Raw genomic sequence first — 16,250 nt, 5'->3', positions numbered from 1 at the left:
GGCCTTGGCCGCGACGACTGAGCTTGACTTGGCTCAGTGTGCCGCAGGCCGGCACGCGCGACATTGCGCGGGCCGGCCGCAAGCCGTGTGCCGGCACAGGAGATACGGCGTGCAAAGCAATCAGCCGGCGTCCACCGCAAGGGTGGCCCCGCGTGCCCGTGCGGTGCGCAAGAGCGTCTGGCCGGCCCGGCTGGACTGGGTACAGAGTGCCAGCGGCCTCGTGCTGGCCCTCTTCATGTGGGTACACATGTTCTTCGTCTCGTCCATCCTGCTCGGCAAGGACGCGATGTGGACGGTGGCGCGCATGTTCGAGGGCAGCTTCATCTTCGGCCGCCCCCTGCCCTGGCTGGTGTCGATGATGGTTGCCGGCATCCTGACGCTGGTGATCGTGCATGCGATGCTGGCGCTGCGCAAATTCCCCATCAACTACGCGCAGTACCGCGCCCTGCGCGACCATGTGGCCGACTTGAAGCACGGCGACACCACACTGTGGTGGTGGCAGGTCGTCACCGGCTTCGCGCTCTTCTTCATGGCCTCGGTACACCTGTACGTGATGATGACCCGGCCCGAGACCATAGGCCCCTTTGGCAGCGCCGACCGCATGTGGAGCGAGCACTTCTGGCCGCTGTACCTGGTGCTGCTGTTCGCGGTGGAGTTGCACGGCGGCATCGGCCTGTACCGGCTGGCCGTGAAGTGGGACTGGTTCGGCGGCGCCGACCCGAATGCCACGCGCAAGAAGCTCAAGACGTTGAAGTGGGCCCTGACGGTGTTCTTCCTGGCCCTGGGCCTGGCCACGCTGGCGGCCTACGTGAAGATCGGCATCGAGCATGCGCCGCATGCCGGTGAACCCTATGTGCCGAGCTGGGTCCAGCCGGCGCCGGCAAAGTGAGGGCCGGCCGATGAAGATCAACTACACCGACGTGCTCGTCATCGGCGGCGGCCTGGCCGGGCTGCGCGTGGCCATCGGCGCCAAGCGCCGCGGCCACGATGCCGTCATCCTTTCGCTGGTGCCGCCCAAGCGCAGTCACTCGGCCGCGGCCCAGGGCGGCATGCAGGCCTCGCTGGGCAATGTCATCAAGGGCCAGGGCGACAACGAGGATGTCCACTTCGAGGACACCGTGCGCGGCAGCGACTGGGGCGCCGACCAGCGCGTCGTGCGCATGTTCGTCAACACGGCGCCCAAGGCGGTGCGCGAGCTCGCGGCCTGGGGCGTGCCCTGGAGCCGGGTGCAGCGCGGCGACCGCCAGGTCATCATCAACGGCCAGAAGGTCACGCTGACCGAGCGCGACGAGGCCCACGGCCTGGTGGCGCAGCGCGATTTCGGCGGCACCAAGAAATGGCGCACCTGCTATGTGAGCGATGGCACCGGCCACGCCATGCTGTTCGCGGTGAGCGACCGCGCCATCGCCGAATCGATCCCGGTACACGAGCGCATGGAGGCCATCGCCCTCATCCACGAGGGCGGCCGCTGCTACGGCGCGGTGGTGCGCAACCTCATCACCGGCGAACTCAGCGCCTGGGTCGCCAAGGCCACGGTGATCGCCACCGGCGGTGCCGGGCGCCTCTACCGCGTCACCACCAATGCCGTGATCTGCGAGGGCATAGGCACGGCCATCGCGCTCGAGACCGGCGTGGCGACGCTGGGCAACATGGAAGCGGTGCAGTTCCACCCCACCGGCATCTTCCCGGCCGGCATCCTGGTCACCGAGGGCTGCCGCGGCGACGGCGGCTTGCTCAAGGACAAGGACGGCCACCGCTTCATGCCCGACTACGAGCCCGAGAAGAAGGAACTCGCCTCGCGCGACGTCGTCTCGCGCCGCATGGAAACGCACATCCGCAAGGGCCAGGGAGCGCAGAGCCGCTTCGGCGAACATCTCTGGCTGGACATCACGCTGCTGGGCCGCGCCCACATCGAGAAGAACCTGCGCGAGGTGAAGGAGATCTGCGAGAGCTTCCTCGGCATCGACCCGGCCGAGAAGATGATCGCCGTGCGCCCGGCCCAGCACTACACGATGGGCGGCGTGCGCACGGACCACACCGGCCAGAGCCCGACGCTGCGCGGCCTCTTCTCTGCCGGCGAGGCCGCCTGCTGGGACATGCACGGCTTCAATCGCCTGGGCGGCAATTCGGTGGCCGAGACCGTGGTCGCCGGCATGATCGTCGGCGACTTCGTGGCCGACTTCTGCGATGCCAAGGCCAGCGAGGTCAACATCCCCACCGGCCTGGTGCGCGAATTCGTGGCCGCCGAGCAGGCCAAGCTCGACTGGCTGGCCAAGGGCGGGGGCAAGGAAGACGCCTCGGCGCTGCGCATCCGCATGCAGGAGATCATGACCAGCAAGGTCGGCATCTTCCGCACTGGCGAAGACCTCTCGTCGGCGGTGAGCGAACTGCAGAGCCTGCTCGAACGCAGCCGCCACATCGGCCTGCGCTCGCAGCAGGCCGGCGCCAACCCCGAGCTGGCCACCGCCTACCGCACGCAGAAGATGCTCAAGCTGGCGCTGTGCGTGGCCCATGGCGCGGCCCAGCGCACCGAGAGCCGGGGCGCCCACTTCCGCGAAGACTTTCCGCGCCGCGACGATGCCCAATGGCTCAAGCGCACGCTGGCGAGCTGGAAAGACCCGCAGGCCACGCTGCCGACGCTCAACTATGAGCCGCTGGACATCGCGCGCATGGAACTGCCGCCGGGCTGGCGTGGCTACGGTGCCAAGGACTATGTCGACCACCCCGACACCGCCACCCGCGCGGCCGAGGTGGCGGCCCTGCGCGAACGCATGGCGGGCGCCGACCGCCACGCGCTGCAGGGCGCGCTGATGCCCTACCAGGACCTGCTGCCCGCGCGCCTGCGCGGCAAGAACGAACGCATCGACGAGCCGCTGTGAAGACCATCCCCATCCTCCCGCTGCAGGCCTCGCTGCCTGCCCATGCTCTTGCCCCCGCTCCGGCCGCGGCCCAGCCCACGGCGGTGACGCGCCGGCTGCAGATCCGCGTGCTGCGCTTCAACCCGGCCCACCCCGAGGTGGCGCCGCACTGGCAGAGCTACGAGATCGACGATGCCGCGGGCATGACGCTGTTCATCGCGCTGAGCGAAATCCGCGAGAAGCTCGACCCCAGCCTGCAGTTCGATTTCGTCTGCCGCGCCGGCATCTGCGGCAGCTGCGCATTGCTCGTCAACGGCCGCCCGGCCCTGGCCTGTCGCACGCTGACGCAGAACCTTGACGCCACCTTCACGCTGGCACCGCTGCCGGTGTTCGAGCTGATCGGCGATCTCTCGGTCAACACCGGCAAGTGGATGCGCGGCATGAGCGAGCGGCTGCAGACCTGGGTTCACCAGCAGGAAGCCGAGCGCGATCTCAGGCGCCTGGAAGAACGCATGGAGCCCGAGCTGGCCGAGAAGATCTACGAGCTCGACCGCTGCATCGAATGCGGCTGCTGCGTCGCCGCCTGCGGCACGGCGCGCATGCGCGAAGACTTTGTCGGCGCCGTCGGCATGAACAAGCTGGCGCGCTTCCGCCTCGATCCGCGCGACACGCGCGACGACGACGACTTCTACGAGGTCGTCGGCGACGACGACGGCGTGTTCGGCTGCATGTCGCTGCTGGGCTGCCACGATGTCTGCCCCAAGCAGCTGCCGCTGCAGACCCAGATCGCCTTCCTGCGCCGCAAGATGGTGGCCATGGGCTGGCGCTGAGGCGCGCAAGGCCATGGTCCCAAGCCCTGTCTCAGGTACCCGCACTCCGCGCTTTGCGGCCCTGGTGAGTGGGGTTTGTGCCGCATCAACTTCCACCCGCGCACCAGCGTTAGGCTGCACATCGGTAGTCCTTGGGAGCTTGTGTCATGTTCAATGAACGGGTCCGGCATGTGATGACGCGCGAGCGTCTGGTGGTCGCGCCGCCCCAGACCTCGGTACGCGCCGCCGCCCGCCTGATGGCCGAGACCGCGAGCAGCGCGCTGCTCGTCGTCGACAGCGAAAAGCTGGTCGGCATCTTCACGGCGCGCGATGCGCTGCGGCGTGTGATTGCCTGCGACCGCGATGCCGATGCCACGGCGCTGGACGAGGTGATGACCAAGTCGCCGCTCACCGTGGCTCCAGAGCGCCTGTTCGGCTTTGCGCTGCAGGTGATGCAGGAGCGCGGCGTGCGCCACCTGCCGGTGGTCGAGGGCCAGCGTGCGGTGGGCATCGTCACCGCGCGCAGCGTGCTCGACCCCGAGATGGAAGACTTCAACTGCGAGGCGCTGCGGCGCGAGGGCTTCAGCACCGAAGGCGTGCCCAGGGGTTGAAGGCCAGGGGGCGGCGGGCGTCGGCGAAAATCGCCGACGAGGAGAAGACCACCATGAAGCCCACCTTCCAAGTCCGCCCCAGCGGGGCTCGTTCCAAGCCGGCCCGCGCGATCGCTGTCCTCATCGCCGCGACGGCCGCCACCGCCGCTGCCCCTGCAGCGGCGCAAAGTGTCACCGTCTACGGCCTCATCGACCTCGCGGTCGAGCATGTCACCAAGGTCGGGGCCGCGGGCAGCGGCCTCACCCGCATGCCCAGCCTCACCGGCACCGTGTCGTCGCGCATTGGCCTGCGCGGCAGCGAAGACCTGGGTGGCGGCCTGCGCGCGGTCTACGCCATCGAACAGGGCTTTGCGCCCGACCAGGGCACGCTGATCCAGGGCGGGCGCGCCTGGGGCCGCCAGGCCTTTGTCGGCCTCGCCGGCAACTGGGGCACGGTGAGCCTGGGCCGCCAGTACACCATGCTGTTCTGGTCCATCCTCGACGCCGACGTGATGGGCCCTGCCCTCTACGGTACCGGCTCGCTCGACGCCTACATCCCGAATGCGCGCGCCGACAACGCGCTGGCCTGGAAGGGCACGTTCGGCGGCCTCACGCTGGGCGCCACCTACAGCCTGGGACGCGACACCGTCAACGCCGGCAGTCCGGCCGGCACCAATTGCGCCGGCGAATCGGCCACCGATACCAAGGCCTGCCGCGAGTGGTCGGCGCTGGCCAAGGTCGACACGCCGGCCTGGGGCGCGGCGCTGGCCATCGACGAAATGCGCGGCGGCGCCGGCGCCTTTGCCGGCCTCACCCGCAGCGAGATGCGCGACCGCCGCGTCTCGGCCAATGGCTATGGCAAGTTCGGTGGCCTGAAGGCCACGCTGGGCCTGATCCGGCGCGACAACGGTGCCAGCGCGGCCACGCCCAAGAGCGATCTCTGGTACCTGGGTGCCTCGTGGGCGGCGAGCAGCGCGCTCACGCTTGAAGGCCAATGGCACACGCTGCGCATCAAGAACGGCGGCGGCGATGCCGACCTGCTGGCGCTGCGCGCCGCCTATGCCTTCTCGCGCCGCACCTCGGTCTACGCCATGCTGGGCCGAATTGACAACAGCGCCGGCCTGTCGATCTCGGTCAGTGCCGGTGCCGGCGGCAGCAACCCGGCGCCCGGCGTCTCGCAATCGGCCTTCGCGGCCGGCCTGCGCCACGCCTTCTGACAAGGCCGGCGTGAACTACACACCCGCCGGGTTAGGGGGGGTGTGGCGCCGATTTGGCCTAGCGCAAGATTGGTGCGGCATGGGCTCCCTAGACTGGCCGGCCCTGCGCAAGCCCGCAGGGCATGTAGCACGCGTCGGGGGAGAACACATGTACAAGCGTCTTTTGGTTCCGGTCGACGGCAGCGAGTTGTCGGACCGCGCCATGCAGGAGAGCGTGGCGCTGGCCAAGCAGCTCGGTGCCGCCATCACCGGCTTCGTTGCCGAACCCATGCAGCCCACGCTCACCGAGACGCGGCCCCATTCGCTGTGGGCCCAGGATCTGAAGGAACACGAGGCCCGCACCGAGGCCCATGCGCGCCAGGTGCTGGCCAGGTTCGAGGAAGTGGCGCGCGCTGCCGGCGTGCCCTTCGACGGCGTCCACGACCATGTGCCGCGCATCGACAAGGCCATCATCCAGATCGCCGAGTCGCAGGGCTGCGACATGATCGTCATGGTTACCCACGGACGCGGCGCCTTCGGCGAATTCCTCTTCGGCTCGCACACCAAGGCCGTGCTGGCGGGGTCGAAACTGCCGCTGCTGGTGCTGCACTGAGCCGGGCCGCCGCGGGCGCGGCGGTCGATTGGCATTGGCGCTAGCGGCTAGTGCTTTCGCGGGGCGAGGCTGGCGATGCTGGCCGCCCGCGCCCGCGCGGCGATCAGCCGCTGCAGGTCCAGGTCTTCGAGGTAGCGCGCGATCTGGTCGACCTGGCCGGCAACGGCGCCGACCACCTGCTCGCTGCGCCGCGGGTCGCGCTGCAGCTTGGCAAAGTCGGCCGCGTGCGCTTGCATGTAGCGCGCCACCGCGCGCATGCGGTCGGTGTCCAGGGGATGGGTGGCTTCGTCCAGCCACTTCTGGTAGTCCCCGGCGCTGAGGAAATCGGCCCTGACGCGGCCGTGGTGGCTCATCACCGCGAAGAAGAACTCGACGCCCAGCGGCGGCATGCCGATGCGCCGCATCACCTCGAGCGCGAAGGCATCGGCCGAGGCTTCGTTGCCGCGTGCTGCCGCGCGTGCGACGCCAGGCCCGTAGCCGGGATCGCGGTGAACAATGTGGGCCAGCTCGTGCAGCAGGATGAAGGCCAGCGCCTGGTTCAACAGGTGCAGCGAGAACTGGTCGACCTGTTGGTCCTGGGTCGCATCGGCCGGTATCTGCAGCGCGGTGCGCGGATCGGGCCAGTCGTCGCGCGGACGCTGCTGGTACTTCATGAGGCTGATGTACTCGTACACGGTATTGCTGCGGTAGTCGCGCATCAGCAGCCACGTTTGCGCGATGGCCAGGTCGCTGAGAAAGCGGATCGAGAACACCGGCAGATGTACGCGCTGGTCGCCGGTGGCGAAGAACTCGAAAGGCGTGTTCTGGCGGCCGCGCAACGGAAACTCGAGCTTCACCGAGGACAGCGCTGCACGCTGCTGGGCCGACAGCGCAGGCAGGAAGACCCGGCGCAGGTTGTCCTCCATCACCTCGCGGTAGTCGGCCACGCGTGAGGCCAGCAGGCTGTCCGGGTACATGGTGCCTGGTGCAGCGGCAGCCGGCATGGCGGCGAGGGCCGCCAGGGGCATCGACAAGACGGATCGGCGTTTCATGGTGTGGCTCCGGTCAGGATGCGCGCCGCCTGCGCAATGGACGGCGGCGGTGGGGCGGGCATGCCGGCGTTGCGCCAGGCTTCGAACTCGTCCAGCCGGCCCCAGTCGGCTTCGTGCCAGGTGCCGCGCATGAGCGCGAACTTGGCCTCGTCGAGGGCGCGCAGCGCGTCGTCGGTGCTGCGGCCCTTGTGGGCCGCCTGCAGCGTGGCCTCGATCAGGCGCAGGCCGCGTACCGTGCCGACGATGCGAGTTCTTTCGGTCTGCTGGCGTTCGGCGTCGGCCACCGTGGCGACGCTGCTCATCCCCGAGTAGTGGGCGGCCGGCGCCAGTGCCAGTGCCGGCGCCGGACTGGCCGGGCCCGCCGCCGTGCCGGCGCTGCCCACCGTGACCGTGGCCTGCATGGCAAAGACCAGGATTCCAGTGCCGAAGAGGGCGAAGAACACGCCCGGGCCTATGCGGCTGAGGAAGATAGACACGCCGCCGGGCAGCAGCAGCCGGCCGCTGCCCGAGGCTTCGAGGGCCGGCAGGGCGATGAACAGCCGGTAGCCGAAAAAGATGGACAGGATGCCGCCGCCGACGACCAGCAGCCGCTCCAGTTCGCGCAGCGCGATGGCGAGAAGGTGGGCATCCATGGCCGTCGTCGCCATCAACACGGACGCAAGGCCTGGCCACCCAGCATCAGCACGGGCAGGCCGTCGCGGCCCGGCTGCAGGCTGGCGCCGGAATTCCGGAAGCCCGGCGTGCCGGCCGCGGCGATGTGCAGCTCGCCCGCCACGACGCGCCATTGGCCTTGCATCCATTTCGTCTCTTCGGGGATGTGAAAGACCTGGCCCCCGGGCGCGCTGACGTAGCCTTCTTCGCGCTGCCTTGCGGCATAGCTGCCGTCGGGCTTGAACCACAGCGTGGTGGCTTCGAGCGTGCTGTCGCTGGACGACTGGCTGCACCAGGCGTGGCGGGTCAGCCCTTCGGCCGACACGCCTGCCGCACACGCACCCTGGCAAGCCAGGATGGCCGCCAGTGTGGCCACGGTCATCTGCAGGGTCGACATGCACTTCTCCTGGGTGGTGGCTGGACTTGCGCCAGGGACAGCAGGCGCCGGCTGTTGGGGGCCGCCGGGCGGCCTCGTGCGAAGAATTCTGGTTGGCCTTCGTTGCCCGCGCCATGGGCCAGAGGGCTCAGCCAATCGGCTGAGGGGGGCGTGGGTATGGCGCTGCCGGCGCCGCGGGCGGCGGCGTGTCGAAGACCAGGCCCAGGCGGTTGGCAGCCACCACGGCCTGGGTGCGGGTGGCGACATTCAGGGCGCGCAGCACGGCCGACAGGTGGGTCTTCACGGTGGCCGCCGAGACTCCCAGCTGGCGGCAGATGCGCTTGTTGGCACAGCCCTGCAGCAGCAGCTGCAGCACCTGGGCCTGGCGCGGGGTCAGGCCCAGATCGGCCGCATGGCGCGGCGGTGGCGGCGGGCACGCCGACGCGGGCTCGGAAAGAAAGACTTCGGGTGGCAGGTAGACACCGCCAAAGCGCAGCACGAGCTCCAGCGCGCCTTGCACGAGCTGCGGCGGGTGCGAATCGGGAATCACGCCACGGGCCCCGGCGCGCAGCAGCGCCAGTGCGCGCTCTTGGCTGCAACTGCCCACCAGCACCAGCAGCGGTGCCTGCGGACGGGCCTGCAACAGGGGTAGCAGCGCCGCGTCATCGGCGCCGGCGACCAGGTCCAGCACGGTGAGCACGATGCGCGGGCGCTCGAGCATCAGGGCCAGTGCGCACTCGCAATCTGGCGCGTGCAACACTTCGAGCGGCGTGCCCAGGGCTTCCTGCAAGGGCAGCGCCAGCCGGGCCAGGCCCTCGGCCACCAGGGACCGCGCCACCACCACCACCGCCGGCGCCAGGGGCGCAGGGGCCTGCGCCCATGCCGATGGCGTGAGCACCAGCCCCAGGGCCGGCCGGCGCCGGGCCGGTGCCGGTGGCGTGTTCATTCGGCTGGGTGACATGGCGGACCCTCCTCTTGCGATGGGTGGTCGACTGCAGCCCCGGGCCAGAGCCGTGTGCGGCGCCTCTTACGAGCCATCATGCATTGCGGCGTGGCCGCGGCTCAATGATGCAAATGCACCAGACCGTCCCATTGATTGCGGACGTTCGCGCGGCCACTCCAGCCCCTGGCTCACGGCCGCCTTCCGGGCCAGGTTCCTGACCTGCATGCGCCGGCAGGCCGCTGGCAGCCGTGCGCATGCGGACCCGTCGGCATGGCCTGGCCCGCTCCCCAGCGCGCCGTATCGAAGGGCAGAGGGCTCTTCAGTGGCTCCGGGGCCCCGTCGAGAAAGCCGTCCAGGGGCCGGGGTGTGCGCAACCCGTTGCAGATCGAGTGCCAGGCGGCCGAGTCGGTCGAGCGCGTGCATGAGCCCTCCTCATCTGCGACTTGGGCGGTGGCCGTCGCCGGGCGGGATACAGCGGCCTGGGTGCCAGCGTGCAAGACGGGCAGCTTATGCCTCGGCCTGTAGCGGGGGCGGATTCATGAGCGATTCCCTGGGTGAATCCATCCCTATATTCGCGGACGAATGCGGCCCGGCAACGCAGGCCGTGTCGCTGGCCCAGCCCCTTCCCGCGCTTTCAATCGCCAGCGTCGACCAGCACTCTCCTGACCTTGCCGCTGCGCGCCTGCTGGCGCGGCGGCGCCTTGCCCTGGCTGATGCGCACCGGCAGTGCGCCATGGCGCGCGAAGAAGGCCAGCATCACCTTGCGGCAGGCGGCAAAGGCGGCGCGCGGGTCGGCAACGCCGGCCTCGAAACGAAGCTCGATGCCGGCGGCACCGCGGTCCAGCACCTGGAACAGCGTTACCCCGGCCTCCTCCTCGATGGCGGTTTCCAGCGCCAGCGGCAGGATGGTGACCGCGCGGCCGTCGCGGCCGGGCAGCTCCAGCGTGTGGTCGGCGCGGCCCTGCACTTCGATGACCGGAAAGGCGTTGCCGCAGGAACAGGCTTCGCAGGTAAAGCGCACGCGGTCGGCGAGCTCGTAGCGCAGCAGCGGTTGGGTGCGGTTGGCCAGGTTGGTGAGCAGGGTGGTGTGCGATTCCTCACCGGGCGCCACCGGCCGCAGATGGCGGTCCACCGGCTCCAGGATGACCCAGTCGTCGTTGAGGTGCAGCCGGCCTTCGCTGCATTCGAAGGCCATCGAGAAGAACTCCGAGGCACCGTAGCTGTTGCGCACCGGACAGCCGAAGGCACCGCGCACCAGCTCGCGCTGCGCAGCCGACAGCTGCTCGCCGCCCAGCCACAGCTCGCGCAGCTTGAGCGTCAGCGTGCCTGCGGCCTGCAGGCGGGCCAATGCGCTGGCGGCGCTGGGATAGGTGATCAACACATCGGGCTGCAGGGCCTGCAGCCTTGCCGCCAGCTCGCGCAGCGGCTCCAGCACCGAGAGCAGCTCGACGCGTGGCGCCCAGGGCGGTGGCGCCAGGCGGCGCAGGCGTTCCATGCTCACATGGCCGGCGAAGTGGCCGCCGGTGGCGCCCAGGAAGGCGAAGCAGCGCCCCATGCCCCAGGCACCCAGCGGCACCGGGTTGCGGCCGACCGCGCGCAGGCGCAGGCTGTCGATGGCATCGTAGGCGGCCAGGCTGGCGCCGTCCTGCACGAAGACGCCGGGCTCGCCGCTGGTGCCCGAGCTGGTCCACACCAGGTAGCGGCCCAGCCAGCCGTCGGCGATGGCGGCGGGGTCGGCGACAAAGGCGTCAACCGCCCCGCGCGTGATGCGGCGGTCGGTGGCCCAGTCGTCGAACTGCGCCATCAGCAGCTTCTTGGACACTGGCTCGAAATCGGCCAGCGCGCGTGCGCCGCTCGCGTGGCGGCGGTACAGCGGCGAGCCGGCCTGGGCCGCGGCGATCAGGCGCTCCAGCCTCAGCGCGGCGAGCTGCCGGCCGCGGCCGGCCGGGTCGAGCGCCGCCGACCATGTCTCGGCCTGGCACTGGGTCCAGGCCCAGACGTCGAAGGGCGGCGCCGGACGGACGCTCATTCAGCGCGTGCCGCGGGCGCGTCCATGCTCAGCGGAAGGGCTCGGCTCGCGCCAGCAACTCCTCGAGCCCGGGCTCGTTGGGGTCGCGCGGCTTGCCGGGGTGAATGATGGCGACCTGGCAGCTCTCGGCCGCCTCGACCAGCTGGCGGTAGCTGCCGGCCGCCAGATCCTTGATGAAGGCCTGCTTGCGCTCGTCGTAGCCGAACATGCGGTCGTTGATGAGCTGGCATTCGTTGCAGCTGGGGCAGCGCGGCGTGTCGATCCAGGCCTCGTCGCGCGAGCGCGCGGGGGCGGCCTCGGCGGCGGTGCCTGCGTCGGCGGCCGGCTTGGCTGCCGGTGCCGCTGCGGGCGCTGCGGCCACGGGCGCAGCAGCGGCTGCCACAGCCTGGGCCTCACGCTCGGCCAGCAGGCGCACGGCATGCGAATCGTTGATGCCGGCGTGCTCCTGCAGGCGGCGCCACAGCAGCTGGCAGCGGCGCGCGGCCTGCATCAGGCGCGCGTCGACGATGACGCGCTGCAGCTTGTCCTGCGCGTCCACCGTCAGCAGATAGGGCACGCGCTGCGCCGCCTCGGCCTCAGGCAGGGCCAGCCAGTCGGCGGCCGGCAGCATCTCGCTGCCCCAGTGGCTGCGCGGCACGAGGGCGAAGTGGCCGGCGTGGCGGCGGTCGGCCAGCGCGAAGTCGGCAAAGGTGAAGGCGATGTGCTCGCGCACGCGCTGCAGCTTGTCGTCGGCGTACTCCAGCGTCTCGACGGCCCAGTCGGCATCGGGCTGGGGGTTGTCGGCCAGTGTGAAGCGGCTCGCCCAGTTGCCGCCCGCCGCAGCGTCGTAGCAGAAGCTGGGGAAGGCGCGCGCATGCGTGGCCACCGCGCCGGCCAGGTAGGGCGGCAGGCTCAGGTCTTCGGGCCGGGTGGCGGCATAGACGCTGAACAGCGCCGGGCCTGAAGCCGCCAGGCCCTGGGCGATGCGCTCGCGCTGGGTGTGCAGGCTGCTGCTGGCGGCTTGCAGCACGAACATGCCGCCCAGGCCCATGGCCGTGGTGGCCAGGCGTGCGCTGCGCACGCCAAAGGCAAAGCGGCCCGTGCCTATGGACGAGTCTTCGAGCAGGTCGCCGGTCTGTACCAGCACCTTGACTGGCAGGCCGGAGGACAGCATCTCCAGCAGGCTGGCGTTTTCGGGCGCGTCACTGCGCTCGGGCGGGATGCAGACCAGGTAGTCGGGGAAGCGCGCCAGGTCGTCGGTGGTCAGGGCATGGGCGTCGAAGGCGTCGAAGAAGGCCGCGTGCTCGGACTCGACATAGGCGCCGCGCACTTCAAGCTCGGCGATGGCCAGGGCCTTGACGAGCTGGGTCAGATCTTCGAGCCGCTCGCGGAAGGCGTTGGCGGCGGCGTCGCAGTTGTCGAAGGCAAAGCCCAGCACGTCCGCGCCGGGTTCGTCGTCGTCCTGGGGCCAGAAGCGCTGGGCCTCGAGCACGCCCAGGGTGCGCACCAGGCGGGCGCGGCGCGCGGCAGGCAGCTCGTCGCGCGGCGCGCCCTTGCCAACCACGCGCGACAGCGCCGAGAAATCGAACTGGTCGCGGTGCGGGCCGCCGACAGCAGCCCGCAGGGCCTGAGGCGCGCGGCCGGCCTGCGAATGGCTGTAGGCGGCGCGCAGGATGTCGGAGAGCTTTTGCACCAGGCGCGCGAGATCGGTGCGGAAGCGCTTGGCCTTGGCGCGCTGGGCGTGGCGCCAGGCGTGCGTGAGCAACTGGGCCGGCATCGCGGCATTGCATCCGAGCACGGCGCCGTCGCCGCGCAGCGCGCCGCCGGTGAGTTCGAGCACCTGCTGCAGGGTCTCGTCGAGGCTGCCCGAGCCCTCGGCGACGCGCAGCGCGGCGGCTCGCCACAGCTCGGCCAGTGTGCCTTCGGCGCCGGCATCGACGGCGCGGCGCACCTCGGTCTCGACCTGCAGCGCGTGGCGGCGCAGGCGTTCGCCTTCGATGCCGCGCGGCGCGACCGCGGCGAGCACCGCGTCGACCATGTCGGCCAGCGTCTGGGCATAGCCCTGGCTGGCCGGCCTGGCCGCCAGCACGAGGGGGAAATCATGGCGCAGCGCGCCCATGTCGCGGTAGGGCGCGAGCAGGGCGGGGCGCAGATCGAGGCCGTCGATCGCGGTCAGGGCGTCGCCGGTGCGGCGGCCGCTGAGGTGGAAGACCAGCTGGTCTTGCGGCTTGGCTTGCGTGTCCATCGCGGCGGTCTTCTTCAGTCGGCGGCCGCGGCTTCGGCGCCTTCGGGCCAGAAGGTGAACTTGTCGAGTTCACGGTCGAGGCCGGCGCGTATGGCCGCCGGGCTGCGCAGGGTGCCGGCGTGGCGCAGGTCTTCGTAGCAGGGCGCGCCAGCGTTGCGGTAGAGGATGCCCACGGGGATGGGGTCGTCCATCGACGCGATCTCGCGTGCGCGGTCGATGTCGGCCGGGTCGTGGGCGAGCTGGTTGCGGTAGGCGCTGGACAGGCTGGGGCTCAGCTGCAGGCCGTCCTTGTGGGTGAGGATCTGGGTGCGCTGCGGATCGTGCAGCCAGGGGTCGAAGGCCTTGGGCATGAATTCGGGGCAGCGTTGCAGCACGCGCACGAAGCTGAAGCCGCGGTGGCGGTAGGCGGCCTTGAGGATGTCGTACAGCACCTCGGGCACCCAGTCCACGGCCTGGGCGATGAAGGACGCACCCTGCACGCCCAGCGACACCGTGAGCGGGTTCATGGGCTCCAGCGTGGCGCCATAGGGCGTGGTGTTGCTCTTCAGGCCGCGCGGGCTGGTCGGCGAGGCCTGCTTTTTGGTGAGGCCGTAGACATGGTTGTCGTGCAGCACCACGGTGATGTTCATGTTGTAGCGCAGCGCGTGGATCCAGTGCGCCGCGCCGATGCTGCAGCAGTCGCCGTCGCCGGTGCTGACGAAGACATTGAGGTCGGGCCGCGCCATCTTGATGCCCTCGGCCACCGGGAAGGCGCGGCCGTGCAGGCTGTGGAAGCCATAGGTCTTCATGTAGTGCGGCAGGCGGCTGCTGCAACCGATGCCCGATACGAAGACGGTGTTTTCCGGCGCCAGGTTCTCGTCGCTGCACAGGCGCTGCATGGCGGCCAGGATGGCGTTGTCGCCGCAGCCGTTGCACCAGCGCGGCACACCGCCCTGGTAGTCTTCCAGTGCATGGTGCTCCTCGTGGAGCCTGATGACGGAGCTGTTCAATGAGCGGCTCATGACTTCGCCTTTCCTTGCAGGGCCTTGCGCGCGACGCCACAGATGTCGGCGGGCTTGATGGGGCGGCCACGGGCCTCGCTCCAGCAGTCGATGTCGACCAGGAAGCGTGCGCGCAGCATCATCGCCAGCGCCGAATAGCGGCGGTTGTCTTCGTCGATGAGTTCGTCTTCGGGCTTGTCGGACCAGTTGCCCTCGATCGTCATCACCTTGGCGAAGCGCTTCAAGATCTCGCGGATGCCCGAGGGCAGCGGCTGGATGAAGCGCAGGTGCATGGAGCTGACCGCGAGGCCCTCGCCGCGCAGCCGGGTCACGGCTTCTTCGATGGCGCCCATGGTGCTGCCCCAGCCCACCAGCAGCAGGTCGCCGTCGTTGCCGCCGAAGACGGTGGGCGGCGCCAGCGTCTTCTGCAGCGCCGCCAGCTTCAGGCTGCGCATGCGCAGGCCTTCCTCGTTGATGGCGGGGTCGTAGGCGACCTTGCTGTTGCGGTCGTGCGCCAAGCCCGTGAGCGTGTGCATGCCGCCGGGCTGGCCCGGCTGGAAGCGGCGCGAAAGGCCGGTGATCGGATCCCAGTCATAGGGCTTGCCGCCGGCGGGCACCGGGGTCTGGTCGACCGGCGGGGCCAACCAGTCCTCGCTGAACTGCGGCCTTGCGAAGGGCTGCTGGGCCGTGGACAGGCTGGCGTCGGAGAGCACCACCACCACCATGCCGAAGGTCTCGGCGATCTTGCGCGCCGTGATCATCGAGTAGAAGCAGTCCTCGATGCCGTTGGGCGCCAGCACCACCTTGGGCGCGTCGCCGTGGCTGCCGTAGATGGCGCTGAGCAGGTCGCCCTGCTCCACCTTGGTCGGCTGCCCCGTGCTGGGGCCGCCACGCTGCACGTTGACGATGACGAGCGGGATCTCGGCCATCACCGCCAGGCCGATGACTTCCTGCTTGAGCGAATAGCCGGGGCCCGAGGTGATGGTGACGGCGCACTTGCCGGCGTAGCTGGCACCTACCGCGAAGGCGCAGGCGGCGATCTCGTCCTCGGCCTGGTGCACGAGGCCGCCCACCTTCTCGAAGGCCTCGCTCAGGTAGTGCGAGGCCGAGGTGGCCGGCGTGATGGGGTACATGGCGCAGATGTCCATGCCGGCGGCCATCACGCCCAGGGCGACGGCGGTATTGCCGTTGATGACGATCTGCGCCTCGGTGGACTTGTTCGCCGGGATGCGGTACTTGAAGGGCAGATTCGCCTCGCCCCAGGCGGCGCCGGCCTCGTAGAGGGCGACGTTCTGCTTGATGACCTTGTCGTCCTTCTTGCCGAAGATGCGCGCGATCTGGTCGCGCGCCAGCTGCGGATCCAGCCCGTACAGATTGCACAGCAGGCCCAGAACGAACATGTTCTTGCCCTTGCGCGGGTCGTTCACCAGTTCCTTGCAGCGCTCTTCCAGCGGCACCTCGTGCACGTCGTAGCCGTCGGCACGCAGCGAGTCCACGGTCTGCCTGTAGCTGGCCACCACGGCCGGGTCGCGGTGCTTGGCCCACATGCTCTCGAGCAGGATGGTGGCGCCGGGCTTCAGCTCCTTGGCCTGCACGCGGCCGATCAGCACCTGCTCGTTGAAGGCCACCACCAGGTCGGTGTCGTCGCCGCCATTGGTGACGCGGCTGGTGCCCATGCGGATGCGGATGCCGCTGGCCCCGGCCACGCTGCGCGCTGGCGGCTGGATCTCGGCCGGGATGATCTCGGTCGTCCAGATGCCGTTGCCCATGCGCGCGGCGATGGCGGCCAGGCTCTGGCCGCAGCGCTGCGCGCCTTCGCCGGAATCGCTGATGACCTCGACGATGTGCTCGGCCAGGACGGTGGCGGCGCGGGCCGCGGCCGGGCGTTCGAGGACGCTGCTGTCGTTCATGCTGTCTCCAAGTGTTCTCGGGCGGGGTGTGGTGCGCGCA

14 protein-coding genes are annotated in these 16,250 nt (G+C 70.1%); 6 read left to right on the top strand and 8 right to left on the bottom strand.

The features are described from left to right. Positions 1–109 precede the first annotated feature (109 nt). The 6 genes from JMV16_RS23045 (at position 110) to JMV16_RS23020 (ending at position 6,066) form a co-directional block, all read left to right on the top strand. Positions 110–889, top strand: coding sequence for a fumarate reductase cytochrome b subunit (locus tag JMV16_RS23045; RefSeq protein ID WP_201496667.1), 780 nt, complete (start codon positions 110–112; stop codon positions 887–889). Positions 890–899: 10 nt separating this feature from the next. Continuing rightward, entirely contained in the window at positions 900–2,879 is a 1,980-nt protein-coding gene (locus JMV16_RS23040; protein ID WP_201496666.1) for a fumarate reductase flavoprotein subunit, read from the top strand. Beyond that, complete coding sequence (locus JMV16_RS23035; protein WP_236580670.1) at positions 2,876–3,688, top strand: fumarate reductase iron-sulfur subunit; 813 nt, start codon at positions 2,876–2,878, stop codon at positions 3,686–3,688. Before JMV16_RS23040 ends, JMV16_RS23035 begins: the two co-directional genes overlap by 4 nt. A gap of 146 nt (positions 3,689–3,834) precedes the next feature. Continuing rightward, positions 3,835–4,278 (top strand): cyclic nucleotide-binding/CBS domain-containing protein, encoded by a 444-nt coding sequence (locus JMV16_RS23030; protein WP_201496665.1) that lies wholly within the window; start codon positions 3,835–3,837, stop codon positions 4,276–4,278. Positions 4,279–4,331: 53 nt separating this feature from the next. Continuing rightward, a complete protein-coding gene (locus tag JMV16_RS23025) occupies positions 4,332–5,474 on the top strand; it encodes a porin (RefSeq protein WP_201496664.1) in 1,143 nt (380 codons plus the stop codon). 148 nt (positions 5,475–5,622) lie between these two features. After that, entirely contained in the window at positions 5,623–6,066 is a 444-nt protein-coding gene (locus tag JMV16_RS23020; protein WP_201496663.1) for a universal stress protein, read from the top strand. 47 nt (positions 6,067–6,113) lie between these two features. Here JMV16_RS23020 and JMV16_RS23015 read toward each other — a convergent pair whose 3' ends face one another. The 8 genes from JMV16_RS23015 to JMV16_RS22980 form a co-directional block, all read right to left on the bottom strand. Beyond that, a complete protein-coding gene (locus JMV16_RS23015) occupies positions 6,114–7,097 on the bottom strand; it encodes a phage exclusion protein Lit family protein (RefSeq protein WP_201496662.1) in 984 nt (327 codons plus the stop codon). Then, positions 7,094–7,729 (bottom strand): hypothetical protein, encoded by a 636-nt coding sequence (locus JMV16_RS23010; RefSeq protein ID WP_201496661.1) that lies wholly within the window; start codon positions 7,727–7,729, stop codon positions 7,094–7,096. Before JMV16_RS23010 ends, JMV16_RS23015 begins: the two co-directional genes overlap by 4 nt. A 14-nt stretch (positions 7,730–7,743) precedes the next feature. After that, positions 7,744–8,145, bottom strand: coding sequence for a hypothetical protein (locus JMV16_RS23005; RefSeq protein ID WP_201496660.1), 402 nt, complete (start codon positions 8,143–8,145; stop codon positions 7,744–7,746). Between the two features lie 127 nt (positions 8,146–8,272). After that, on the bottom strand, positions 8,273–9,085 hold the full coding sequence (locus tag JMV16_RS23000; protein WP_201496659.1) for a response regulator transcription factor: 813 nt from the start codon (positions 9,083–9,085) through the stop codon (positions 8,273–8,275). Between the two features lie 616 nt (positions 9,086–9,701). Continuing rightward, complete coding sequence (locus tag JMV16_RS22995) at positions 9,702–11,096, bottom strand: phenylacetate--CoA ligase family protein (RefSeq protein WP_201496658.1); 1,395 nt, start codon at positions 11,094–11,096, stop codon at positions 9,702–9,704. 28 nt (positions 11,097–11,124) lie between these two features. Beyond that, positions 11,125–13,320, bottom strand: a complete 2,196-nt coding sequence (locus JMV16_RS22990; protein WP_201496657.1) for a ferredoxin — start codon at positions 13,318–13,320, stop codon at positions 11,125–11,127. 14 nt (positions 13,321–13,334) lie between these two features. Further along, on the bottom strand, positions 13,335–14,321 hold the full coding sequence (locus JMV16_RS22985) for a thiamine pyrophosphate-dependent enzyme (protein WP_201496656.1): 987 nt from the start codon (positions 14,319–14,321) through the stop codon (positions 13,335–13,337). After that, positions 14,318–16,210, bottom strand: a complete 1,893-nt coding sequence (locus tag JMV16_RS22980) for a 2-oxoacid:acceptor oxidoreductase subunit alpha (protein WP_201496655.1) — start codon at positions 16,208–16,210, stop codon at positions 14,318–14,320. Before JMV16_RS22980 ends, JMV16_RS22985 begins: the two co-directional genes overlap by 4 nt. Positions 16,211–16,250 lie beyond the last annotated feature (40 nt).

It is taken from the genome of Rubrivivax sp. A210 (assembly GCF_904426505.1).
Taxonomy (GTDB): Bacteria; Pseudomonadota; Gammaproteobacteria; order Burkholderiales; family Burkholderiaceae_C; genus Rubrivivax.
This window is presented reverse-complemented; position numbering and strand designations above follow the sequence as displayed.